The following is a 24,791-nucleotide window of genomic DNA, read 5'->3' as shown; positions in this document are numbered from 1 at the left end:
TTCTGGAAGTAGTTGTTATCCTATAATTATTTCATGAGTCTGTCGTGTGCGCCAGTAAGAGTTCGCGAGAGTTAGCTTGGAATACCTCTAATAGAGTTAAACGGTCTCTCAGAGGGATTACAGACTTCAATATCAGTTGGTGTGGAGCCTCCGACCGAGAGGTCCGGCTCAGTTGTTTTCTATTCAGAATCGACGGGTATGGCAGTCTTATTCCGAGAATCTGGTTACTTCGTCTGCACTTCCGTTCTTAACTCGAAGCTTCTGAGAATCGATACCTATATTTTCCCTTTCTATATCAGATAATAGACTGTTAGTGTTTCGTGTAATTGGTAGTTCCTGGAGCGATTCGTGTGAGGAGCGGAACCCCGCTCAGGTGGAACCGTTTTATTGGTGGTTCCCGAACTGGCCCGTATGCAGACCGTTCTCCTCGCTGCCGGCCGCGGCACTCGCATGGCACCGCTGACGGCGAACACCGCGAAACCGATGCTTCCAGTCGCCGGCGAGCCGCTCGTCGGCCACGCCGCCAGCGCGGCCGTCGAGACCGGCGCGTCCCGGCTGGTCGTCGTGGTCGGCTACCGCGGTGAGGCCCTCCGCGAGTACTTCGGCGACGAGTTCCGCGGCGTCCCGGTGACGCTCGTCGAACAGCCCGAACAGCGCGGGACAGCCGACGCGGTGCGGGTGGCCGCCTCCGAGCTCGACGACGGGCCGTTCGCCGTGCTCAACGGGGACGCGCTCCACGACGAGCGCGGGCTGGCGGAGCTGTACGACAGCGGGCCGGCGGTCGGTTCGTACCGCGCGGACGATCCCTCCTCGTACGGCGTGCTCCACACCACCGCGGACGGGAGCCGCGTGACCGGTGTCACCGAGAAGCCCGCGGACCCGCCATCGGACCTCGTGAACACGGGCGCGTACGTCTTCCCCGCGGCGGCGTGGTCGTGGCTCGATGTCGGGGAGAGCCAGCGCGGCGAGCTCGAACTGACGGATGTCCTCGAGCGCGCCTGCGAGCACGCGGACGTGACGCCGGTGCCGTTCGACCGGTGGCTGGACGTCGGCCGGCCGTGGGAGCTGCTCGCCGCCAACGAGTGGAAGCTCGGCGAGCTCGACCGACGCATAGACGGTGACGTCCACGAGGACGCCGACCTGCGCGGGTCGGTGGTTGTCGAGGAGGGTGCTCGCGTCGACGCGGGTGTCGTCGTGGAGGGGCCAGCGCTCGTCCGGGAGGGTGCAACGTTGGGCCCGAACGCGTACGTGCGCGGGGCGACGCTCGTGGGTCCCGACGCCAGTATCGGGCACGGCGTCGAAGTCAAGAACAGCGTGTTCTCGGCGGGCGCGACGGCCGGGCACCTCTCGTACGTGGGAGATAGCGTCCTCGGCCGCGACGTGAATCTCGGCGCCGGGACGAAGGTCGCGAACCTCCGGCACGACGACGCGGACGTCGAAGTCGTCGTCAAGGGCGAGCCGACCTCGACCGGTCGGCGGAAGTTCGGCGTCGTGCTCGGTGACGGCGCGAAGACCGCAATCAACACGAGCCTCAACGCGGGCGTCAAACTCGGCGCGGGAGCGACGACGATGCCGGGCGAAGCGGTGCTGTTCGACGACGACCACCCGCGGTCGTAGTCTCTGAGGGGGTCAGTCGGCGTAGATTTCGACGGTGCCGGTGCTCTCGACGACGCCGAACGCCTCGTAGTCGAAGGCGACGCGAACCGAGCCGTGGGCTGCTTCGCCGACGAGCGCGTCGGCGTCGACGTACCGTTGGAGTGGTTCGATGTCGAGTTGGGTCACAGTCGGCCGCCGTGGCGACGGCGTCGACGACGCCCTCGCTGGGCGTTCCAGTTGCTGTCCACTCGGTCCGAACGATTCGATTCGCGGCGTCCATCTTCGAAGGGTCTGTGTTCATCGCGGTCCTCGCTGTCGCGGCAAGCCCCGCTGTCCTCGTAGTCTGCACTGTGTGAGCGCCGGGTCGGAACGCTCGGGGACGCGACACCCCTACTGTTAGCACCTCTCGATGAACTGTTCTCTCATGTCCTTCGGGTTATTGTGAACTCGATGTCCCGAGTTGGGGATTGGCGCGTGGGTAAGCGATGACTTCCGGCGGTGAGTCGCGGTCCCGGCGGTCGCCTCTCACATCGATACCTAAAATATTAGGCGTACGACGGAAGGCGGTCGGGCCGTAACGCACAGGTGGGTGAGTCCGATGGCCAGCAAGAACGTTCACTCCGATGCGATCGCCGAAGAGTGTGCGACGTGTGGCAGCGAACAGCCCCACGACGTCTCCATCGACATCCTCACGGAGAGCGACGACGACGAGAACGCGTCGTTCTCCCGGGAGCCGTACCGCATCGCCGAGTGTCAGGCCTGCGGGGCGACCAGCAAGACCCGCATGAACAACGCCTGACCCGTTCGTTGGCTGTTCTCGCCCGTGGTTCGTAGCGCTGGCGAACTCGCCACCGCACAGAACCACCGCGCGTGTGCCACCGACAGAACGACCCACCAGCCACTCGTGTGACCGTAGGCGCTGGTTTCTTGGTGGGCTGCCGGGATTGTACGGCTGTATGGCCCCGTCACTCCAGACGCCCTCCCGTTGCGCCCTCCTCTCCGGCCTCGGCGCCGGGCTCGCGGCCGCGCTCGCCGGCTGTCAGGAGACTGCGACCCAGCACTCCTCCTCGCCGGACGGCACGCTCGTCACCGACTACGTCGCCGCGACGACCCGCTCGCCGACCGAACGACCGCCCGTCGTCGCGCCACGCGAGGACGCCGAGGGCGCGGCCAGCGACGACCAATCGACTGCCACAGAACCGCTGTCCCTGCACGTCGTCGGGACCGAAGCCGACGCCGAAGCGTTCGAGTTCGCGGACGAAGCCCGCGACGCCGCCGCCGTCCGGCGGCTCGTCGCCGAGACAGACTACGACGACGAGTCGGTGCTCGTCTACCAGTCGCGCATCCCGGAGTGTTACGCGCTCGAGCTGAACTACGTCACCCGGGACGACGACGGCGACCCGAGCCTGGAGCTCTGCCGAGTGATTCGTGACGCCGACATCAACTGCGAACGGGACGCCTACGACCACGCCGCCGTGTTCGTCCGGCTCCCGTTCCCCGCAGACGGGTTCAGTGGGTACTCCGTCGGCAGCGGCGGGAGCTGTGACCCCGTCCCCGAACGCTACCGAACCACGGGTGAGTCAGCGTGACCCGCCAGACCCGCCGGTCGGTGCTCGCCGCGGCCGGCACCGCAGTGACGACCGCGCTCGCCGGCTGTAGCGGCCTCAATCCGCTCTCCAGCGAGTCCCGCGTCGAGTACGACGACGAGGCGATCGCCGCGCTCGCCGGCGACCTGCCGGAGGTCCCGCCGTTGACGCCCGCACAGCCGCCCGCCGACGCCGTCGCGGCCGCCCGCGACCGAATCCGGTCGCTGCTCGAGGACGCGGACCTCTCGGAGATTCCCAACGAGGCCGTCCGGCGGCGGCTCGTCCGCGAACGCGACTACGCCCGCGACTCGCTCGAAGACGACGAGACGGACGACACCCGCGTCGGCGCGCTCGCCGGGCTGACGCACCCGCGCTCGGAAGCGATGTTCGTCCACGCCGGCGTGCAAGCGTTCGAAGGAAACCTTGGGCCTGACGACATCGAGGCGCGTCGGCAGCGCCACGTCGAAGCCGCCGAGTCGTTCCTCGCGGACTACGCGTACGTCGGCCCGGCCGACGACCCGGTGGCCGCGTTCGCCGCACACGCGAAAATCACCGACTGGGGGCAGACCGGCGCTCGCATCGCGCGGTCGAGCGACTACCACGAGTACGAGAACACCGTCCTCCACACCGCCGAACTCGCGCAAGGCGTCGAGTGGGGGCACGCGTACGCGACCGACGCCCGTCGCTTCTACGACCACTACGCGGGCACGCTCGACGCCACGCACGACTACGCCGAGCGGTTCGCGCGGGTGGCCGACGACCTCGTCGCCGACGTCGAGGACCACGCGACGCGGCCCGACTGGGATGACGTGACGGGTGGCTTCGACCGCAACATCGAGGGCACTGCCGCGTCGGAGCTCCTGCAGGAACTCGCCGGGGCGCGGTGGAACGCCGCCGACACCGCCGTCGAACGCCGCGACGACGGCCACGTCGCGCTCGCGGTCGGCTCTGCGATGCGAGCGCTCACGCTCGACCGCGCGTTCGCGGACGCGACCGACGCCATCGCAGACGGCGCGTACGGCGTTCCCGAGTCGACGGCGCCGATTGCAGCGGAACGCGAGGCAGCCGTCGAAGCGCTACGAACTCTCCTGGACACGTCGCCGGGCCTCCTCGCGCGTCGCCCGGCGGCCTACGCCCACAGTCACCTCCAGAGCGCCAACCGGAGTATCGAGCAGGACTCCGCGTCCTCTCCCGGCCACTACCTCTACTCGGAGTACGCGAACGCACACCGCTACGCCGCTGCCGCGCCCCCGGTCGTCCAGCGCGTCGCCGACGCGCTCGGCGACTGAAGCGGTCCCGTCCGGGTGCTTGCGGCCCGGCCGCTACGCTTTTATATACCAACCGTTTCGGTACGGTAGTAATTGCTCGCTCGACCGCCCACTGCACACATGACTGACTCCGCTCCGATCCGCGTTCTCCACGTCGACGACGAACCCGGCTTCGCCGAGATGGCCGGCGAGTTCCTCCGGCGCGACGACGACCGCTTCACCGTCCGGACAGCCACCAGTACCGACGCCGGCCTCGAAGCCCTCGCGGCCACCGAGGTCGACTGCATCGTCTCCGACTACGACATGCCCGAGCGGACGGGCATCGAGTTCCTCGAAGCCGTCCGCGAGGACCACCCCGAACTGCCGTTCATCCTGTTCACCGGGAAGGGTAACGAGGAGATCGCCAGCCAGGCGATCACGGCGGGCGTCACCGACTACCTCCAGAAGGACGCCGGCACCAGCCAGTACACGATTCTCGCCAACCGCATCCGGAACGCCGTCGACCGGCGACGCGCGCTCGTCGAACGCCGGGAGAACGAACGCCGATTCGAAGCCGTGTTCGAAGACCCGCAGATGCTCGTCGGCGTGCTCGACGCCGACGGCCGCGTCGAGCAGGTCAACCAGACCGCGATGGAGCTCATCGAGCCGACCGAGGAACGGGTGCTCGGCACGGCGTTCTGGGAGACGCCGTGGTGGGGCGAGGACCTCCAGTCGGACGTCGAGGAGTGGGTCGAACGCGCAGCCAGCGGTGAGTACGTCTCCTTCGAAGCCGACCTCGCACAGCCCTCCGGAGACCCGTACAGTCTCAGCGGGACGATCCGTCCGGTCACGGACGAGGCCGGCGAGGTCGTCTCGCTGGTCGCGTCCGCCAAAGACATCACCGAGCAACGCCGCCGCCAGCGAGAACTCGAGGAAGAACAGGCCTTCGTCGAGCAGGCGCTCGACACGCTCGACGAGGCGTTCTACGTCATCGGAACGGACGGCACGCTCAAGCGGTGGAACGACAGCCTCTGCGAAGTGACGGGGTACGGCGACGACGAAATCGGGGGGATGCACTTCCACGAGTTCTTCGACGGCGAGGACGCGGACCGCGTCGCCGACGCGGTGTCGGACGTGTTAGAGACCGGCCAAGCGTCGCTGCAAGCCGACATCCTGACCGCGTCCGGCGAGCGAACCCCCTACGAGTTGACCGGCGCCCGACTGACGGACTCGGACGGCGACCTCGTGGGACTGGTCGGCGTCGCGCGCGACCTCGCCGAGCGCCGCGAGCGCGAACAGGAGATCGAGCGAGTTCGTGACCTCCTCGAGAAGACCGAGCACATCGCCGACGTCGGCGGGTGGGAGATCGACACGGAGACCCAGGAGGTGTTCTGGACCGACCACCTCTTCGAGCTCCTGGAAGTCGAGTACGACGAGGAACCGCCGCTGGACGAAGCCCTCGACGTCTATCACGAGGAGGACCGTCCCATCGTCGCGGAGGCCGTCGAGGACGGGCTCGCCAACGGCGAGGCGTTCGACGTGGAGGCGCGGTTCCGCACGCCGAGCGAGGACGTCCGGTGGCTGCGGATTCAGGGCGTCCCCGAAGTCGAGGACGGCGAGGCGGTGATGCTCCGCGGTGCCGTCCAGGACGTCACCGAGCGCAAGCAGTACGAGCAGCGACTGGAGCGGCAGAACGCGCGCCTCGACGAGTTCGCGCGCGTCGTCAGCCACGACCTCCGGAACCCGCTGAACGTCGCGGAGGGCTACGTCGAACTCGCCCGGGAGACGTGCGAGAGTCCACACCTCGACGCCGTCGCCGAGGCGCACGAGCGGATGGACGACCTGATTGCGGACCTGCTGACGCTGGCCCGCGAGGGCCAGAACGTCAGCGACGTCGAACCCATCGACTTGCCGGCACTCGTGGAGACGTGCTGGGCGCAAGTCGCAACGGCGGACGCGACACTCAACGTGGCGGCGGAGCTGTCCGTGCAGGCCGACCGGAGTCGCCTCCGGCAACTGCTGGAGAACGTGATTCGGAACGCCGTCGAACACGGCGGCGACGACGTGACCGTCCGGGTCGGCGAGCTCTCGGACGGGTTCTACGTCGAGGACGACGGCGCGGGGATTCCCGAGAGCGACCGCGAACGCGTCTTCGAGAACGGGTTCTCGACGCTGGACGGCGGGTCCGGGTTCGGGCTGGCCATCGTCGAACAAATCGCGGATGCACACGGCTGGGACGTCCACGTCACCGACAGCGACGCCGGCGGCGCCCGCCTCGAATTCACCGGCGTCGACACCGCGCCGAACACGACGCGTAACTGACGGCGACACCGGGCCACCGTGACCCAGATTCAGTTTGTGTCCCGTTGGTGTTCCTGCCGTGGTATCGTGGGGGCCGAGCGCGGCCGTGTGGGCTGAACTGCTAAGGGCCTGACCGAAATACAGGTCGGGTATGCCACTGCGTTCCGGGGTCCGGTCGCGGATGCGAACCCTCGCGGCGCGGCTGCTGTACGGCTCCGATGACGGGCGGCTCCGAGCGACCTGGCGAGTCGTGCTTCCGGTCCTAACCGGGCTGACACTGTATCTCGCCGGCCAGATAGCGGTGCCGCTGGGCGTCCGAGCAGTCCTCGGTGACGTATCGGGACAGCGTGCCTTGCTCTGGGCGTTGGTCCTGTTCGTGCTGTTAGCTTTCGTCATCGCTGCGAGCGGATTTGTCGCGGTGCTGGTCGCAGCACGACTCGACCAACGCCCTCCCGCGAGTTACGGCCTCGATCTGTCGCGTCGGTGGGGCGGCGAGTTCCTCGTCGGCGTGCTCATCGGCGTGATTGCGTCCGTCGGCGCCGTGCTCTACTACGCAGCGACCAGCGAGGCGTCCCTCCAAGTCGAACTGACCGGCGTCGGCGTCGATTCGATTGGCCTCACCGTCCTCGCCGTCGCCGCTCTCCTGCTGTTCTATCTGGCGAACAACGTCTTCGAGGAGCTACTGTTCCGCGCGATTTTCATCCGCACCGCCGCCGGCGGCCTCCAGGCGCGCTCGCTGTCACCGCCCGCTGCGGTCGCGCTCGCAGTCGTCGTGAGCGCGCCCGTCTTCGGATTGTTGCACCTCGTCGGCAGCGGCGGCGTGGCTGCTGTGCTGACGAGTGCGATTGCGGGGCTGCTGTTCGCGACGGCGTACGTGCTGTGCGGCCAACTGTCGCTGCCGCTCGGCGTCCACTTCGGCGGCGTCGCCATCCTCACCGTCATGCAGGACCCCGTCTCGCAGAGCCCACGGTTGACGCTCCCGTCCGTCTTCGTCGTTGACGGCCTGGGGAGCGCATCGCTCGCTCAATCCGTGGAACTGTGGGGTGTCCGGGCCGCGATCGGCATCGCCCTCCTCGTCGCGTGGACGTACTACGCTACCGGCGACATCGAGTTCGCCGACGAACTGACGCACGCTCCGTAGCCCGTCCGGTTTGTCGCCCTACGTTGTGCGGGTTGCAGACGCCGACAACGGAAATCTGGATTCCAGTTCCAGCCACTCGAGGGGCCGACGAGCGAGGTCCGGGTAGCGGTGAACGTCTGGAGTCTCGTTCCGCAGAGAAGAAATATACGGAATCTGGTTTATCTAGTATTTTCCTACTAAAAATATATTTTCGGTGCTGGTCTGATTACCCGGTAATTGGTGCTCGTCGACGAGATCGCGCCCGAGAGAACATCTCCTACCACAGTACAGGACCGTCGAAGAACGCCGCCGGCGGCGATATTGTTCTGACGAACTATACCGTAGATAGTCGGATAATCGGGCGTAGTGACTCTACAAATCCGGACATATTTGAGGTATAGACTGAGAATTGGTAGGTTTGACCCAGATGGATGGCTCGTTGTAGAGCCAGAGTGTTGTTTGCTGGTTGGGGCGCCGTCTGGGTTGCCACCGTCAGAGCGCTGTAGATTCACTTTCCAGACTCGGTTGCGAGCGACCAGCTGGCAGCGGCTGACGTGAGATTATAAAAAATATATACTGTATTCGGTATTGGTAGTTGTGGAGCTTAGATTGGGTTCGGGGCTTCAAAACGAGGTCAACTGTTGTCGCTCGATTCACCGCAAACAGCCGCACCTTCTGTTGGAATCGCTGAACCGCGCTGGTATTACACTACTATGTCTGTAATTCCCTGCCGGTGCTGGTCAGTCGTCCACAACTCGACCACTCCACGATCGGTCTTCGAGGGCCACGGTGGAGTACTTGAAGGTTCCTTTGAGGGGAATTCCGTGGTCGCGGTCTTCGCTAACCGTGCGTTAGCGCCCTATTCCAGCCCGTTAGTAGTTCCGCGTTCGTCGAATGGTTCCGGAGAGCCGAACTCATTTATTGTAATGTTGCTGTGGGTGTGAGCGGAATCGGGAGCGGGACGGGATATTCGAGGTGATATCGGCTGTTAGTTTATATGCGGGTGCGTGATTCAGTCTGGAATCCATTATAAACGTTCACGATAGAGAAAGGATACCATGCAGTGCTCTGTCACGAGCTGTACTCCGTTGAAGCAACCACGGTACGCGTCTCGGACGGTCCTAACCGGCACTCCCGACAGGAGCGTACTTCTTTACCGTCCGGCGCGAAAGAGGGGGTATGACCAACCACGAAACGTCCGGGGTGTTGCAGACGACCGCGATATCACTCCAACTGATCGACACCCTCCTCGAGAAGGAGGGGGCTGGTCTCACCGAGCTCGCGGAGGCGACCGACCTCGCGAAGAGCACCGTCCACAGCCACCTCAACACGCTCGCCGAGTACGGGTACGTGGTCAGTGACGCCAATCAGTACCAACTCGGCGCGAAGTTCTGCCATCTCGGGGACTACGTGCGAACCCGCAAAGAGTACTACCAGACCGCGAACGAGATCGTCGCGTGGCTCGCCGACGAGACGACGATGGAGGCGGACTTCGCAGTCGAGGAGCACGGTCGCGTCATCTCGCTGTACGGGAACCTCGAGTTCGCGAACACGCCGCGGTTCCTCATCGACGGGAGTCCGTTCCACGTGCATACCACCGCGTCCGGGAAGGCGATCGTCGCGGAGTACCCGGAGAGCCGAATCCGCGAGATTCTCGACCGGTGGGGCCTCCCCAAGGCGACTGACGAGTCGATTACGACCGAGGAGGAGTTCTTCGCGGAGTTAGAGCAGGTCCGTGAGCGGGGGTACGCAGAGAACTGCGGGGAAGCAGTCGAAGGGTTCTGGGCGGTCGGGATGCCGGTGAAGTCACCACGGGGTGGCGTCTACGGCTCGCTGAACCTGAGCGGGCCGGAGTACTACGTCGACGAGGATACCAAGGCGACGCAGGTGGAGATTCTCGAACGCGCCGTCGACAAGTTCGAGGAGCAGATGTTGGAGTCCTACCAGACGTCGCAGTCGGAGACGGACGGCTCGGCGGATTCGTAGCCGGTCCGCGTCGGCGACCCCAGTCACCGACGAGCTGTACACAGTCACCGTTAATACTATATACATTAATCCAAAGGGTATGACTGGGTGCCACAGCGTATCACGACAGTTGGCACCGAGTAGCACGAACACAACCTCGGTAGAAACCACATGTACTCCGCAAGACCACACCGCGACGGTGCTCGCCACGACAGTCGACACGAACACCGGTTACAGACCGCTCCCCGCGTCGGCGCGGCCACCGGGAGGCAACAACTGAGGACAGCTAATGGGGTGAGTGACTGTGAGCTCTGCTGACGGGGCGTGGGCGGAGTTCCTTGACGAGATCGAACCCACGATCTTCGCGTTCGGCGCCGCGCTCACCCTGGTGTTCGTCGGCGCGTTCAGTCTCCGCCCGGACGCCGCGTACGACGTGGTCCTCGCCGTGCGGCAGTGGATTCTCGCCCAGTTCAACTGGTTCTTCCTCATCGCCATGTTCGCGTTCGTGCTGTTCCTCCTGTTCGTCATCTTCGGGCCGTGGGGACGCCTGCGACTCGGCGACGAGGAACCGGAGTACAGCTTCCTCTCGTACTTCGCGATGATGTACTCCGCCGGGCTCGCGGCGGGCATCGTCTTCTGGGGACCCGCCGAGGCGCTGTTCCACTACTCCACGGTGCCACCCATCGCTGACGGCGTGCAAGCCCAGACCGCCGGCGCGATGCCGGTCGCGGTGCAGTACGCGATCTTCCACTGGGGGCTCACGCAGTGGGCGTGTTTCACCGTGATGGGGCTCGCAATCGGGTACTTCGTCTACAACTACGACGCTCCGCTCCGCGTCTCCGCGGTCCTGACGCCGATTGTCGGCGCCGACAACGTCGACGGGCCACTCGGCCAGATCGTCGACATCCTGGCGGTGTTCGCCACGCTCGGCGGCGTCGCCACGTCGCTGGGGTTCATCGGCCAGCAGTTCATCACGGGGCTGGACTTCCAGTGGGGGATCCAGCTCGGCGACATCGGAACCGTCCTCGTCATTACGGGGATGGTGGTCATCTTCACGGTCTCGCTGGTGCTGGGCGTCGACCGTGGTATCCGCCGTCTCTCGAATTTCAACATGGTGCTGTTCTCGGTCCTGATGGTCTCCACGCTCGTCCTCGGGCCGACGTTCCGGATTCTCGAGCTGGGGACGCAGGCCGTCGGCGGGTTCGCCGGGAACTTCGTCGAGATGAGCCTGTTCACGCAGGTGGCCACGGACAGCACGAGCAAGTGGGTGAACAGCTGGACGGTGTTCTACTGGCTGTGGCCGCTCGCGTGGTCGCCGTTCGCCGGCCTGTTCATCGCCCGCATCTCCCGCGGGCGTAGCGTGCGCGAGGTCGCGTTCGCCGGCATCGGTGCGACCGCGATGGCGACGATTCCGTGGTTCATCATCGTCGGCGGTGCCGGGGTCCTGATGCAGTTCTCGGGCGCGGCGAACATCCTCGGCCCGGTCTCGGAGTACGGCGAGGCGGTGTCCGGGTACGTCCTCTTCGGGAACCTCCCGATCCTCGGGCCGGTGCTGTTGTTCGGGTTCCTCGCGCTCGTGACGACGTTCTTCGTCACGTCCGCGGACTCCTCGACGCTGGCGGTGTCGATGATGACGACCGGCGGGAAGGAGGAGCCGTCTGCGGTGAGCCGCGTGTTCTGGGCGGTGCTGCAGGGCGTCGTCGCGTCCATCCTGATGGTCGTGGGTGGCGTCCGTGCGCTCCAGTCGGCGGCGATCATCACGGGTGCGCCGTTCGCAATCGTCTGTGTGGTGGCGGTGATCGGGCTGATACGGACGTTCCAAGACGAGCACGGGCCCGTCCTCCTCCAGGAGGAGACGACGCTGATCGGGCGGCCCAGTACCAGTGAGAGCGAAGCGACTGAGGGCGCGGCCGCTACGGACGACGACTGACCGCGCCTCGGCGCTCGGTCACGCCGTTCTTATTTGCAACCGCCGTCCGGAACCCAGAATATAACAAGTTTTAATGTATGGTATCAACGATTGTTGTGTATGGATAGGGATACCGCGGAGCCCGAGACGGCAGCGTTTCCCGGGCCGAACGCCGAACGGTGGATCGACTTCCACTCCGAGAACGCGGCGCCAAGCGAGTACTCTCACGAGTTCGTCTGGGACGTCACCGCCGAGGCGGACGGCCCGTTCGTGACCGACGTCGACGGCAACGTCCTCCTCGACTTCACGTGCCACATCGGTGCGGCGCCGCTCGGCTACAACAACGAGAAGGTCCTCTCGAAACTCCGCGAGTTCGACCTCGTCGAGCCGATGAAAATCGCTGGACAGGACATGTACTTCGGCGCCGGACCCGACCCCGAGACGGCGGAGTTCCCGGGCTCGAGTCACCTGATGGACCGGCTCGTCGACGCCTCCAGCCACTACGGGATGGACACCGTCTTCCTCTCGAACTCCGGGGCCGAGGCGATTGAGAACGCGATGAAGATCTGCCACGACCACAAACCCCCCGCGAAGTACGCGTACGCCTTCGAGAACAGTTTCCACGGGCGGACCGTCGGCACACTCTCGCTCACCAAGTCCAAGGAGGTCTACACCCGCCACTACCCCGAAATCGGCGGCGTGCAGACGATTCCGTTCTGTGACTGCGAGAGCGCCGCCGCCTGTGAGTGCGGGTTCTTCGTCGGCGACAGCTCCCGGCTCCGCAACACCCTCTCCCCCGAAGGCGGGCACATCAACCCCGACGAAGTCGGGTTCCTCGTCCTCGAACCGGTCCAGGGCGTCGGCGGCTACCGGTTCCCCAACGAGGAGTTCCTCGCCGAGGTTGACGACGTCTGTGACACCTACGACATCCCCCTAGTCGTGGACGAAATCCAGTCCGGCGTCGGACGGACCGGGGAGATGTGGGCCGCCGACCACTACCCCATCGAACCGGACGTCATCGCCTCCGCGAAGGGCCTCCGCGTCGGCGCGACGATCTCCCGCTCGGACATCTTCCCCGCCGAGAAGAACCGACTCGGATCGACGTTCGGCGGCGGCGACCTCCTCGCGTCCATGCAGGGGGCGTTCACCCTCGAGGCCATCGAGGAACACGACTTACTCGACAACGCCACCGAACGCGGCCGGCAGGCGCAGGAGATTCTCCGCGACGGAGCGCCCGACCACGTCGTCGACGTGCGCGGCGAGGGACTGATGCTCGCCGTCGAGTTCGACACCGGCGACCGCCGCGACGCCGTCGTCGAAGCGGCGCTCGACCGCGGCCTGCTCACCCTCGGCTGCGGCAAGAAGACGATTCGCCTGCTCCCGCCGCTCGACAGCACGCGCCGCGAGATCGAACTCGGGACCGAGCTGTTCTGTGACGCGATGGACGCCGTCACAACGGACGCAGTCGCATGAACCACCCAACATGACAGTACACCCAACGATGGCACTCGCCGCCGATCACGACGCGGTCGCATCGTCCGACTCGCCCGAACGGCAGTGTCTCGACTCGACGCCCACCTACTCATGACAGACCAACCAGACGTCGTCGTCCTCCGCGAGGGGACAGAAGGACTCTCGATGGAATCGTACGCCGACGCGCTCCGCGAGCGACTCCCCGACCGAACGGTCACGCTCGCCCGAACCCCGAAGCAGGAGCGCGACCTCGTCCCCGAGGCGCGCGTCGTCACCGGAATCACCCTCGAGGAAGAGCTGCTCGAGCGGGCGGACCGCCTCGAACTGTTCGCGTGCACGTTCGCCGGCACCGACCACGTGCCGATGGACGCGCTCGCCGAACACGGCGTCGCCGTCACGAACGCCGGCGGGATTCACGCGCCCGGGATCGCCGAACAGGCGCTCGGCAACATGCTCGTCTTCGCCCGGCAGCTGCACGAGGGCTGGCGGCGGAAGCAGCGCTCGGAGTGGCGGCACTTCCAGTCCGGGGAGTTCACCGACAGCACGGTCACCGTCGTCGGCCTCGGGTCGATCGGCCAGGCGCTCGTCCAGCGGCTCGACGGGTTCGAAGTCGACACCATCGGAATCCGGTACACGCCGTCGAAGGGCGGCCCGACCGACGAAGTGCTGGGCTTCGAGGCGGACGCGATCCACGACGCGTTCTCGCGCAGCGACTACGTCGTCCTCGCGTGCCCGCTGAACGACCTCACCCGTGGGCTCGTCGGCGCCGAGGAGTTCGCGACGCTACCGACGGACGCGGTCGTCGTCAATACCGCCCGCGGCGGCATCGTCGACACCGACGCGCTCGTCGCCGCGCTCCGGTCGAACAAGATCCGGGGCGCCGCCCTCGACGTCACCGACCCGGAACCGCTCCCCGCAGACCACCCGCTCTGGGACCTCGAGAACTGCCTCATCACCCCACACACGGGCGGCCACACGCCGAAGCACTGGGACCGCCTCGCTGACATCGTCGCCGAGAACCTCGGCCGCCTCGACGAAGGAACGACCCTCGAGAACCAGGTTCTGGCGCCCGACCGCTAGTCGACGAACACGCCGTAGTCAGCGGTTCTCTGTCGCTGTATTTCGCTCGAAAAACTCGATTCCGCGTAGCGACCGTTAGGGCCAGAGGCCCCGCGTCTCCTTCGCGTCGCCGATGCGCGAGAGCGCGACCGCGATGGCCGCGTCCCGCCACGTCATCTCCGTGTCCTCGTACTCCGCGCGGACCGAATTCCACGCCTTGAGCATCTCGTCCTCGAGTTCGTCGTGGACGCGCTCGAGGGACCACTGCCGGCGGTTGATGTCCTGGAGCCACTCGAAGTAGCTCACTGTCACGCCGCCGGCGTTCGCGAGGATGTCGGGAATCACGGGCACGCCGCGCTCCTCGAAGACGGCGTCGGCCGCGGACGACGTCGGCCCGTTGGCGCCCTCGACGACCATGTCCGCCCGGACGTCGTCGACGTTGTCCGCCGTCAGGACGTTCCCGACGGCCGACGGAATCAGGACGTCCACGTCGAGTTCGAGCAGTTCCGCGTTACTCATCGAGGACGGGGCGTCGTAACTCGAGACCATCCCCGGGCGCTCGTCGTGGCCTTCCACGTTCTCGGTGTCGAGGCCGGTCGGGTCGTAGATGGCGCCGTCGACGTCGGACACCGCGACGACGTTCGCGCCCCAGTTGTCGAGGAGCCGGCCGGCGTTCGCGCCGACGCTCCCGAAGCCCTGGATGGCGATTGTCACGTCGTCGATGTCCCAGTCGTAGTAGTCGACCGCCTCGCGGGTGACGATGGCGACGCTTCGACCGGGGGCGCCTTCGCGGCCGTAGGAACCGCCGATAATCGTGGGTTTGCCGGTGACGACGCCCGGCGTCGTTTCCCCCTGCTGCATCGAGTAGGCGTCCATGAACCACGCCATCTCCTGTGGGCCGGTCCCCATGTCCGGTGCGGGGACGTCGCTTTTCGGACCGACGACGTCGCGGAGCTCTTCGGCGAAGCGCCGCGTGAGGCGCTCGGTCTCCTCCTCGGAGAGGGTCTTCGGGTCGACGGCGATGCCGCCTTTCCCGCCGCCGAACGGCAGGTCCATCACGGCGCACTTCCACGTCATCCACATCGAGAGCCCGATGCACTCCTCGGCGTTGACTTCGGGGTGGTAGCGGATGCCGCCCTTGTACGGGCCGCGGACGTCGTCGTGTTGGGCGCGGTAGCCGGTGAACACTTCGAGGGTCCCGTCGTCGCGGCGGAGCGGGACCGACACCTGCTGGAGTTTCGTCGGGTGTTTCAGCCGTTCGACGACGCCGCGGTCGACGTCGACGTGGGCGGCGGCGCGTTCGAGTTGCCGGCGGGCGGTCGCCACGGCCGTCTCGGCCGAGGCGTCGTCCTCGACGGTGGTCGTGTCGTCGGTCGTCGTTCCGGTCGGGTCTGATGCAGTCATTAGCTGGTGAACAGTTTCCGCGGGAAGTCGGCGAGCGGTTCGGCTCCGTTCGACGTGACGACGAAGGTCTCGCTGAGTTCGACGCCGAAGTCGTCGAACCAGAGGCCGGGGATGGTGTGGAAGGTCATGTTCTCCTCGAGGACCGTCTCGTCGCCCGGCCGCAGGCTCGCAGTGTGCTCGCCCCAGTCCGGGGGGTAGCCGAGCCCCATGGAGTAGCCGATTCGGTCTTTCTTCTCGACGCCGTACTGGGCGATGGTCTCCCGCCAGGCCTGCTCGACGGCTTCGCAGGTGACGCCGGGTTCGGCGATGTCGAGTGCGGCCTCCATCCCCTCGACGACGATGTCGGCGGTCTCCTGGATTTCCTCGGGCGGGTCGCCGACGTACGTCGTCCGGGCGAGCGGGGAGTGGTAGCGGTGGCGGCAGCCGGCGAGCTCGATGAGGACGGGGTCGCCGTCTTCGAACGTGCGGTCGCTCCAGGTGAGGTGTGGGGTGCCGGTGTGGTCGCCGGACGGCAGCAGCGGGACGATCGACGGGTAGTCGCCGCCGAACTCCTCCGTCCCGTCGATGAGCGCCGAGTAGATGGCCTCGGCGGCCTCGTACTCGGGGACGCCTTCCTCGACGGCGTCCAGCCCGGCCTGCATCGCGTTCTCGGAGATGCGGGCGGCCTCGCGCATGTACTCGAGTTCCGCATCGGTCTTCTTGATGCGGATCCAGTTCACGAGGAGCGTGTGGTCCTCGAACGTCGCCTCGGGGAGGTTCGACTGGAGGCGCGTGTAGGACTTCGCGGTGAAGTAGTAGGCGTCCATTTCGAGCCCGATGCGGCCGTCGTCGACGCCGAACTCCTCCAGCACGTCGGCGACGGCGTCCATCGGGTGGAGGTCGTGCGGTGACTGGACGTAGTCGTCGCTGTACGGCCGGAGGCTGTCTTCGTCGAGCCGCGTCGTCGCTCGCGCCCCGTTCGCGTCCATGCTCCGCCCGACCCACACTGGCTCGTCGCGGTCCGGGAGGACGACGAGCCCCTGGTGGACGTAGAACGACCAGCCGTCGTAGCCCGTGAGGTAGTTCATGTTCGCGGGGTCGCTCACGAACAGTGCGTCAAGGCCTTCCTCGGCCATCCGCGCTTTCGTCCGTTCAATTCGTCTGTCGTACTCGCTACTCGGGAAGACCGTTCTGGACATGCGGGTCTCGTTCGCACCTTCCGCGACTGGCTGTAAAAACTTTTGTGTACCTCAGAAACAGAATATGTGTATTCAAGCGCCCGTCGCGCGAGCCGCTGCAACGACTCTGCCGTCGGCGTCGGCTCACCGACCGAGACGCAGACTGCAGCAACAGATACTGTATACACTGTGTACAGTACTACTATATGGCCGGCTCCGTGATGAGGACGTACGAACCATGCAGACCGTCAACCCAACCACCGAGTCACCACTACAGACGTACGCTGAGCACGACGCTGGCGAACTCGACGCGGCACTCGACGACGCGGCTGCGGCGTTCGAATCGTGGAGTGGCCGGGACATCACCGAGCGGCAGGCGCTCGTCGACAGTGTCGCGGACGTCCTCCGCGAGAACAAAGACGAGTACGCCGCGCTGATGACCGAAGAGATGGGGAAACCCGTCGACCAGGCTCGCTCCGAGGTCGAGAAGTGCGCGTGGGTCTGTGAGTACTACGCCGAGCACGCCGCCGAGTTCCTGCAGGACGAGCGCGTCGGCGTCCACCCGCAGGCGAAGACGAAGGTCGCCTACGAACCGCTCGGCCCGCTCCTCGCGGTGATGCCGTGGAACTACCCCTTCTGGCAGGTGCTCCGCGTCGCCGCTCCCACCCTCGCCGCCGGGAACGTCATGCTCCTCAAGCACGCCCCGAACGTCACCGGCTGTGCGAAGGTCCTGGAGGACGTCCTCCACGAAGCCGGCATCCCCGAGGGCGTCTTCCAGACGCTCGTCGTCGAACCCGACGCCGTCCACGACGCCATCGCGGACGACCGCGTCGCCGCCGTCACGCTCACCGGGAGCGTACGTGCGGGGAGTGCGGTCGCCGAAACCGCCGGGAAGCACCTCAAACCCTCCGTCCTCGAACTCGGCGGCAGCGACCCCTTCGTCGTCCTCGACGACGCCCCGCTCGACCGGGCGGCCCGCGTCGGCGTCGACGCACGCACGAAGAACAACGGGCAGGCCTGCATCGCAGCGAAGCGGTTCATCGTCGTCGACGACGTCTACGAGGAGTTCAAGGAGCGGTTCGTCGCGGAGATGGACGCGCTCACGGTCGGCGACCCGACTGCGCCCGAGACAGACGTCGGCCCGCTCGCGCGCGAGGACCTCCTCGAGACGCTCGAGGAGCAGGTCCAGGCGAGTGTCGATGCGGGCGCGGACGTTCTCCTCGGCGGCGAACCGCTCGACCGGGAGGGGTACTTCTACGCGCCGACGGTCCTCGAGAACGTGCCCGAGACCGCGCCGGCCGCCTGCGACGAGCTGTTCGGCCCCGTCGCGAGTCTCTTCCGGGTGCCCGACGAGGCCGCCGCCGTCGAGCTGGCGAACGACACGGAGTACGGGCTCGGCGCGAGTGTCTGGACGTCGGACCTCGACCGCGCCGAGCGACTCACGGGGGAGCTCGAAGCGGGCGCGGTGTTCGCGAACGAGCTGGTGTCCTCCGACCCGCGACTCCCCTTCGGCGGTGTGAAGAACTCGGGGTACGGGCGCGAGCTCGCGACGCAGGGCATCCGGGAGTTCACCAACGAGAAGACCGTCTGGCTCTCCCCGCCGGACGGCCTCGACGACTAGCCCGCAGCGCCACGCACTCGGCTACCCGTGCGCGGATTCTTGGTCAACAGTTTTCGAATACTGAACGAGTGGAATCGCCGGTATATGCGCCGTACGTGGCTATTATAGGTTCCGTTCGAGTGAAAAGAGCAGCTTACAGAAGATTTAACGGATATTGTATACATTATCTGTGTATGGACGAATCATACGACCCGACGGAAGACGACGACCGGCCTCGCGGGATACTCACGCCGAGCGACCGCGAGTTCCTCCTCGGGCAGAAGACGGACTACACCGAGCACTCGAAGAAGCAGAAGCGCAACCGCATTCGGCGGCGACTCCGGAACGCCATCCTCGACTTCTCGATCATCTTCGAGCACCTCGAGGAGCGCGACCGCGAGATGGTGTTCGACCCCGACGACGACGCACGCGAGGCGTACACCCGCGGCATCACGAACATGCTGGGGTTCCTCCACCTCGGGACGATGGGGTACTACGTCCCGTTCAAACACATGCTCGCCGAGGGCGTGAACAAGGCCGAGCAGCGCCTCGCGGGGTCGGACTACCGGATGGTGAACGTCGAGTTCAACGTCGACCCGGTCGGCCGAATCGACGTCGACGACGTCATCGACAAGCTGGACAACGACGAGTTCGAACAGCTCACCGACGAGGAACTGCGCGCGTTCGTCCGCCTGCTCACCGAGAGCGACGAGTTCTCGCCCGACGCGGCACGCGAGGAACTGCACGCGCAGATGGAGGAGTTCGTCGGGCAGGTCGAGGCCGCAGAGCGAGCGCGCGACCAGAAGGTCAGCGACCTGCGCGACTAGGCGGCCGTCTCGCGGGCGCCTCGAACTTTTATGGCGGCGCGGCGCCCACCACGAACTGCCGTCCCGGGGACGACACGCGTGGCGGCGAGAGCTACTGCCCGCCACCGTGAGCGCCGTCGCCGGGCAGACACCACAGACCGATGTCCGAGAAGACCGCACTCACGACCGAGGACGCACCGCTCACCGACCACCCCTACTCGCAGGGCGTCCACGCCGGCGACTTCGTCTACGTCTCCGGGTTCGGCCCCGTCGAGCCCGAGACGCTCGCGGAGGTCGAGGGCGACGTCACCGCCCAGACCCAGCGGTGCTTGGAGAACATCGAGGCCGTGCTCGCGGAGGCAGACGCGAGCCTCGCGGACGCCGTGAAACTCACCGTCTACCTCGACGACATGGACGACTACGACGCGATGAACGACGCGTACGCTGAGTACGTCGAGGGGCCGGTGCCGCCCGCGCGCGTCTGCGTCGAGACCGCACGACTCCCCGGTGACGTCGCGGTCGAGATCGACGCGGTCGCGTACGTCCCGACGAGTTAGCGTGGTCGGCGACGACCGGTGTCGCTGCGGGAGCGCCGGATTTTTCGCGTGGGAGAAAACGGAGGTCGTCCGCGTCAGTCGTCGGTTCAGGTCGTCGCGACGTGTTCGGCGCTGACGTGCTCGATGGCCTCACAGATGACGTCGAGGCCGGTTTCGGCCTGTGCCTCGGTGAGAACGAGCGGCGGCAGGAGCCGCAGGACGTTGTTGTACTGGCCGGCCTTCCAGATGAGGACGCCGCGCTCGTAGCAGTACTTCTGGACTTGCTTGACGGCCTCGTCGGCGGGCGTGCCGTCGGGGTTCCTGAACTCCGCGCCGACGAACAGTCCCTTCCCGCGGACGTCCCCGACGAGCGGGGAGTCGACGTCGCGGAGCCGGCCGCGGATGTACTCGCCGAGATCGGTGGCGTGGGCGAGCAGGTCGTGGTCCTCGATGTACTCCATCGCGCGGAGGCCGGCGCGCATCGCGACGACGTGCCCGCGGTAGGTGCCGGCGTGGTCGCCCGGCCCCCACGTGTCGAGGTCTTCGTGGTAGATGGCGGCGGAGAGCGGGAAGCCGACACCGCCCAGCGCTTTCGCGGTCGTGAGGATATCCGGGGTGACGTCGTAGTGGTCGCTCGCCCACCACTCGCCGGTCCGGCCGAGCCCCGCCTGAATCTCGTCGAACACGAGCGGCAGGTCGTTGTCGTCGGCGATCTCCCGGAGCCCGGAGAGGAATCCCTCCGGCGGGGCGACGACGCCGCCTTCGCCCTGGATGGGTTCGACGAAGATGCCGGCGGGGTTCGCCAGCCCGCTGTACGGTTCCTCGACGATCGCGCGAACCTCCGACAGGGAGCGCTCGACCGCCGCCTCGGGGTCGACGCCCTGCTCGTAGGCGTTGGGGTACGGCGCGAACTCGACGTCGCCGAGCAGCGGCGCGTACGGCTCCTTGAAGTCTTTCTTGCCCGTGATGCTCATCGCGCCGCTCGTGGCGCCGTGGTACGATCCGCGGAAGGCGATGAGGCCGTGGCCGCCGGTGTTGTACTTCGCGAGCTTGATTGCGGCCTCGATGGCGTCACTGCCCGTGGGGCCGCCGAACACGACTCTGCTGTTGCCGGCGAGGTCGCCGGGGGCGATGGCCTCGAGCTTCTCGATGAGGTCGAGGCGCGGTTCGCTCGGGAAGTCGACGGTGTGAACCAGTTTGTCCGCCTGCTCGTGGACGGCCTCCATCACGTACGGGTTCGCGTGGCCGACGTTCAGGACGCCGATGCCGGCGAACAGGTCGAGGAAGACGTTGCCGTCGACGTCCTTGATGGTCGCGCCCTTCCCTTCGTCGGGCACGAGGGGGATGTGGTCGGGGTAGGCGACGGCGTTCGAGTCGATTTCCTCCTGTCGTTCCAACAGTTCGCGGCCTTTCGGTCCGGGGAACTCCTCAACGTGCGGTGCGTCGTCGAAGTGGATCTCCTCGATCGGTGGACCTGCCATACCTCTCTCCAGGAATCACGCCACCAAATATCTTATCCACAGGAAATACGCATATCGTACACAGTTTCTGAGTAATTTCGTGACCGAGCCTCGAGGCGCCGATTCCTCCTGACTCGCGTATCCGCCCGACGCCGTTCGATTGTTTCGACTTCTCGTGTACGACGGGTACGGATTTCGTGTACACTTATGGACCTTGGTATGGAACCACTCACACACGATGAGTCGCACGCACCACTCCAGCCTCAGCGACCGCCGTCGGCGGTTCCACCGATACCCCGAACCCGCCTGGTGTGAGTTCTGGACCACCTGCCGCCTCGTCGACGAAATCGAGCAAATCGGCGTCGACGCCCTCCACGTCGGCCCGGACGCAATCGACACCACCCAACGCATGAACGTCCCCGACGAGGACACACTCACCGCGTGGTACGAGCGCGCACGCGACGCCGGCGCACGCCAATCCGTCCTCGAACAGCTCGAAGGCGGCAATACGGGTGCGGTTGCCGTCCTCGAACGCGGCGACGGCCCCACGATCGGTCTCCGCGTGGACATCGACGCGCTCCACATCGAGGAGAGCGACAGCGCCGACCACGTCCCCGCCGCCGACGGGTTTCGCTCCGAGACCGGCGACACGATGCACGCCTGCGGGCACGACGCCCACATGACCATCGGGCTCGGCGTCCTCGAAGCCGTCAAAGAAAGCGAGTTCTCGGGCACACTCAAAGTGTTCTTCCAACCCGCCGAGGAGGCCGGCGGCGGCGGAAAGCCGATGGCCGAAACCGACCACCTCGCGGACGTCGACTACCTCTACGCCGTCCACGTCGGCCTCGGGCACCCGACCGGCGAAGTCGTCGCCGGCATCGTCAAACCGCTCGCGATGGCGCACATCACCGCGACGTTCTCCGGAACCCCCGCACACGCCGGCAACGCACCCCAAGCAGGAGACAACACCATCCAGGCGGCGTCGAGCGCAGTCAGCGACCTCTACGGCATTCCGCGGCACGCAGACGGCCTGACGCGCGTGAACGTCGGCCGCATCGAGGGCGGGAGCGTGAGCAACGTCGTCGCCGACGAGACGACACTCTGGGGCGAAGTCCGCGGCGAGACGACCGAACTCATGCGGTACATGCAGGACGCCTTCACGCAGCGCGTCGAGGCCGCCGCCGCGGCCCACGGCTGCACCGTCGACGTCGACGTCGTCAGCGAATGCCCGCGCGCCGACAGCGACCCCGAGCTCGCCGCCGTCGTCGCCGACACGGCCCGCGGCCGCCACGACGTCCAGACAGTCCTCGACTCCGCGGAGTTCGGCGCCAGCGAGGACGCGACGTTCCTGATGCAACGCGTCCAAGAGCAGGGCGGGCGCGCCTGCTACGCCATCGTCGGCACCGACCACCCCGGCGACCACCACACCCCGACCTTCGACGTGGACGAACGCACCCTCGAAACCGGCGTCGACGTCCTCACCGACGCAATCGTCGCCACCGCAGCCCAGCGACCATGAGCCAGCAGACTCCCTCGGCGGCCGACGTCGTCACGCTCGCGGACATCGAGGACGCACGCGAGCGCATCGCGGGCGTCGTCAACGACACCCCGCTCGACACCTCACGCACGCTCGCGGAGCGGGCGTCCGCGGACGCAGTCGGCCTCAAGCTCGAGAACATGCAGCGCACCGGCTCGTTCAAGATTCGGGGCGCGTACAACACGATGGCGCAGCTCTCGCCGGCCGCCCGCGAGCGCGGCGTCGTCACGTCGAGCGCGGGGAACCACGCGCAGGGCGTCGCCCACGCCGGGGAACTGTTGGGTATCGAGACGACGATCGTCGTTCCCGAGGTCACTCCCGCCGCGAAGATCGACGCCACCGAGGGCTACGGCGCGGAGGTCGTCGTTCACGGAGACATCTACGAGCGCTCCTACGAGCACGCCCTCGACCTCGCCGACGAGCACGACTACACGTTCGTCCACCCGTTCGACGACGACGACGTGATTGCCGGGCAAGGAACAGTCGGCTTGGAGCTCCGCGACGAGTTCGGCGACATCGACACCGTCCTCGTCGCCATCGGCGGCGGCGGCCTCATCAGCGGCGTCGCGACCGCCCTGAAGGCACACGACTCGGACGTCCGCGTCGTCGGCGTCCAACCGGAGGGCGCCGCTCACGTTCCGCCGTCACTCGCTGCTGGTGAGATCCACCAGTTGAGCGACGTCGACACCGTCGCCGAGGGGATTGCCGACACCCGCCTCCTCGAGCGGACGTGGGCGGTCGTCTCCGAACGCGTGGACGCCGTCGTCACCGTCAGCGACGCCGAACTCACCACCGCCCTCGCGTTGCTCGCCGAACGCGTGAAGACCGTCGCCGAGACCGCCGGCGCCGCGCCCGTCGCCGCGCTCCTCAGCGACGACCTCGATGTCTCCGGAGAGCGAGTCGCCGCCGTCGTCTCCGGCGGCAACGCGAACCTGACCGAACACGGTGAACTCGTGCGAGCCGGCCTGATGCGACTCGGCCGATGCACGGACGCACGGGTCGCGGTCCACGACTGGCCGAGCGGCCTCGATACGCTCACCGAGGTCGTGATGGACGCCGGCGCCGAACTCGACGCCGTCAACACGCAATCCCGCACTGCCGCCGACCACCCGAACCGGACGCCCGTCGAGGTCACGCTCGTCGGGAGCGGACCAACCCACCTCCGCGAGACGCTCGACGAACTCGACGCGGCGGCCGGCCTCACAGTAGTCACCGACTCGCTCGATACGGGTACGTCTGAGTAACGACCTACCCCGTTCCGTAGGACCCTAATTCACTCTCGTCACGACCCACGCCTCTCCCTCATCTCGACTCACAAACCACTTTAGAATACTGTATATACTCTTGATGTATCTGGCGACAGTCGGATTCGGTTACCGTATCGAAAATGAGCGAGTGAAGCCGAGCGACAACTCGACTTTCGACGACCTCTGAACTACCTTCGGATCGACAAACCCGCGTTTCAGCCCAGTACTGGAGCGTTCTGACTGCCCACGGTTATCAACACAGAACCGACTGAATCACTGCAACAAGCTCCAACCGGCACGACCGGCCGTCCACACTAGTCCCAGTTCTCAAAATACCATGCAAGCCACTAACACTACCTCGATTAATCAGATTTTCTCGGGGATAGCACAGCCATACTGAAGAGCACCTAACTGCAGTACCGGCCTGAACCACGCCATGAAGAATACGGAAGCTGAAACCCGCTCGAAAGTATATTTTAGAATATAATTCGTGATTCCACTCTTATTTCCTATTGGTTTCGTCGTCGGGGTTATCGGTGACGGTAGTGCAGCCGGCTCCCGTCACCGCTCGAGAATCGTGCCGCTCGCACCGACCGCGATGTGCGGCCGGCCGACTGCAATTCCGTAGAGGTTCTCACCGGTCGGCGACGCTCGCGTCCACCAATCGAACCACCGCGCGAGCGTCCGCAGCGGCGGGGCCTTGTACCCCATCCGGTGGACGACCGTTCCACTCGCCCCCACCGCATGCACACACCCACACGCCTCGACTTCCACGTCATGGAGCGCTC

The 24,791-nt window shown here is 66.2% G+C and carries 19 protein-coding genes and 1 pseudogene; 15 read left to right on the top strand and 5 right to left on the bottom strand.

Annotation, left to right across the window (positions count from 1 at the left end; translation table 11 throughout):
• Nucleotides 1-411 precede the first annotated feature (411 nt).
• Nucleotides 412-1,617: a bifunctional sugar-1-phosphate nucleotidylyltransferase/acetyltransferase gene (gene glmU / locus GJ634_RS00475; RefSeq protein WP_157499857.1), complete on the top strand. Its 1,206-nt coding sequence runs from the start codon at nt 412-414 to the stop codon at nt 1,615-1,617.
• Nucleotides 1,618-1,629: 12 nt separating this feature from the next.
• Here glmU and GJ634_RS00470 read toward each other — a convergent pair whose 3' ends face one another.
• Nucleotides 1,630-1,782 carry a HalOD1 output domain-containing protein gene (locus GJ634_RS00470; RefSeq protein ID WP_157499855.1) on the bottom strand — a complete coding sequence of 51 codons (153 nt, stop codon included), beginning with the start codon at nt 1,780-1,782 and terminating at the stop codon, nt 1,630-1,632.
• A 412-nt stretch (nt 1,783-2,194) separates the two neighbouring features.
• Here GJ634_RS00470 and GJ634_RS00465 point away from each other — a divergent pair, with 412 nt between their 5' ends.
• From GJ634_RS00465 to GJ634_RS00425, 9 genes are all read left to right on the top strand, one after another.
• Nucleotides 2,195-2,395, top strand: coding sequence for a hypothetical protein (locus tag GJ634_RS00465; RefSeq protein ID WP_157499853.1), 201 nt, complete (start codon nt 2,195-2,197; stop codon nt 2,393-2,395).
• A gap of 157 nt (nt 2,396-2,552) precedes the next feature.
• Nucleotides 2,553-3,185, top strand: a complete 633-nt coding sequence (locus GJ634_RS00460; RefSeq protein WP_157499851.1) for a hypothetical protein — start codon at nt 2,553-2,555, stop codon at nt 3,183-3,185.
• A complete protein-coding gene (locus GJ634_RS00455; RefSeq protein ID WP_157499849.1) occupies nt 3,182-4,471 on the top strand; it encodes a hypothetical protein in 1,290 nt (429 codons plus the stop codon). Before GJ634_RS00460 ends, GJ634_RS00455 begins: the two co-directional genes overlap by 4 nt.
• 99 nt (nt 4,472-4,570) lie before the next feature.
• Nucleotides 4,571-6,751 carry a PAS domain-containing protein gene (locus GJ634_RS00450; RefSeq protein ID WP_157499847.1) on the top strand — a complete coding sequence of 727 codons (2,181 nt, stop codon included), beginning with the start codon at nt 4,571-4,573 and terminating at the stop codon, nt 6,749-6,751.
• A 331-nt stretch (nt 6,752-7,082) separates the two neighbouring features.
• Nucleotides 7,083-7,871 (top strand): type II CAAX prenyl endopeptidase Rce1 family protein, encoded by a 789-nt coding sequence (locus GJ634_RS00445; protein WP_197425337.1) that lies wholly within the window; start codon nt 7,083-7,085, stop codon nt 7,869-7,871.
• 1,158 nt (nt 7,872-9,029) lie between these two features.
• The gene (locus GJ634_RS00440) at nt 9,030-9,836 is read left to right on the top strand and encodes an IclR family transcriptional regulator (RefSeq protein WP_157499845.1); all 807 of its coding nucleotides are present in this window, start codon (nt 9,030-9,032) and stop codon (nt 9,834-9,836) included.
• 283 nt (nt 9,837-10,119) lie between these two features.
• Nucleotides 10,120-11,745 carry a BCCT family transporter gene (locus GJ634_RS00435; RefSeq protein ID WP_331713915.1) on the top strand — a complete coding sequence of 542 codons (1,626 nt, stop codon included), beginning with the start codon at nt 10,120-10,122 and terminating at the stop codon, nt 11,743-11,745.
• A 99-nt stretch (nt 11,746-11,844) separates the two neighbouring features.
• Entirely contained in the window at nt 11,845-13,197 is a 1,353-nt protein-coding gene (locus GJ634_RS00430) for an aspartate aminotransferase family protein (protein ID WP_157499843.1), read from the top strand.
• A gap of 111 nt (nt 13,198-13,308) precedes the next feature.
• Complete coding sequence (locus GJ634_RS00425) at nt 13,309-14,277, top strand: D-2-hydroxyacid dehydrogenase (RefSeq protein ID WP_157499841.1); 969 nt, start codon at nt 13,309-13,311, stop codon at nt 14,275-14,277.
• A 75-nt stretch (nt 14,278-14,352) separates the two neighbouring features.
• Here GJ634_RS00425 and gdhB read toward each other — a convergent pair whose 3' ends face one another.
• On the bottom strand, nt 14,353-15,660 hold the full coding sequence (gdhB, locus tag GJ634_RS00420; protein WP_157499839.1) for a glutamate dehydrogenase GdhB: 1,308 nt from the start codon (nt 15,658-15,660) through the stop codon (nt 14,353-14,355).
• Complete coding sequence (locus GJ634_RS00415; RefSeq protein ID WP_157499837.1) at nt 15,660-16,838, bottom strand: M24 family metallopeptidase; 1,179 nt, start codon at nt 16,836-16,838, stop codon at nt 15,660-15,662. Before GJ634_RS00415 ends, gdhB begins: the two co-directional genes overlap by 1 nt.
• 217 nt (nt 16,839-17,055) lie before the next feature.
• On the opposite strand from GJ634_RS00415, the gene GJ634_RS00410 reads away from it, so the two are divergent.
• From GJ634_RS00410 to GJ634_RS00400, 3 genes are all read left to right on the top strand, one after another.
• A complete protein-coding gene (locus GJ634_RS00410) occupies nt 17,056-18,438 on the top strand; it encodes an NAD-dependent succinate-semialdehyde dehydrogenase (RefSeq protein ID WP_157499835.1) in 1,383 nt (460 codons plus the stop codon).
• 173 nt (nt 18,439-18,611) lie between these two features.
• Nucleotides 18,612-19,244 carry a hypothetical protein gene (locus GJ634_RS00405; RefSeq protein WP_157499833.1) on the top strand — a complete coding sequence of 211 codons (633 nt, stop codon included), beginning with the start codon at nt 18,612-18,614 and terminating at the stop codon, nt 19,242-19,244.
• Between the two features lie 140 nt (nt 19,245-19,384).
• Nucleotides 19,385-19,780, top strand: a complete 396-nt coding sequence (locus GJ634_RS00400) for a RidA family protein (RefSeq protein WP_157499831.1) — start codon at nt 19,385-19,387, stop codon at nt 19,778-19,780.
• Nucleotides 19,781-19,866: 86 nt separating this feature from the next.
• Here the strand turns inward: GJ634_RS00400 and GJ634_RS00395 are convergent, their stop codons facing one another.
• A complete protein-coding gene (locus GJ634_RS00395; RefSeq protein WP_157499829.1) occupies nt 19,867-21,240 on the bottom strand; it encodes an aspartate aminotransferase family protein in 1,374 nt (457 codons plus the stop codon).
• 217 nt (nt 21,241-21,457) lie between these two features.
• Between GJ634_RS00395 and GJ634_RS00390 the strand changes: the two genes are divergently transcribed.
• Together GJ634_RS00390 and ilvA are read left to right on the top strand one after the other, a co-directional pair.
• A complete protein-coding gene (locus tag GJ634_RS00390) occupies nt 21,458-22,738 on the top strand; it encodes an amidohydrolase (RefSeq protein ID WP_157499827.1) in 1,281 nt (426 codons plus the stop codon).
• Complete coding sequence (ilvA, locus tag GJ634_RS00385) at nt 22,735-24,000, top strand: threonine ammonia-lyase (protein WP_157499825.1); 1,266 nt, start codon at nt 22,735-22,737, stop codon at nt 23,998-24,000. Before GJ634_RS00390 ends, ilvA begins: the two co-directional genes overlap by 4 nt.
• Before the next feature lie 564 nt (nt 24,001-24,564).
• Here ilvA and GJ634_RS00380 read toward each other — a convergent pair.
• Nucleotides 24,565-24,791, bottom strand: a pseudogene (locus GJ634_RS00380) (hypothetical protein); the annotation flags it as partial.

The sequence above is a fragment of the Halobacterium sp. CBA1126 genome (assembly GCF_009741975.1).
In the GTDB taxonomy this organism is placed as follows: Archaea; Halobacteriota; Halobacteria; order Halobacteriales; family Halobacteriaceae; genus Halobacterium.
This window is presented reverse-complemented; position numbering and strand designations above follow the sequence as displayed.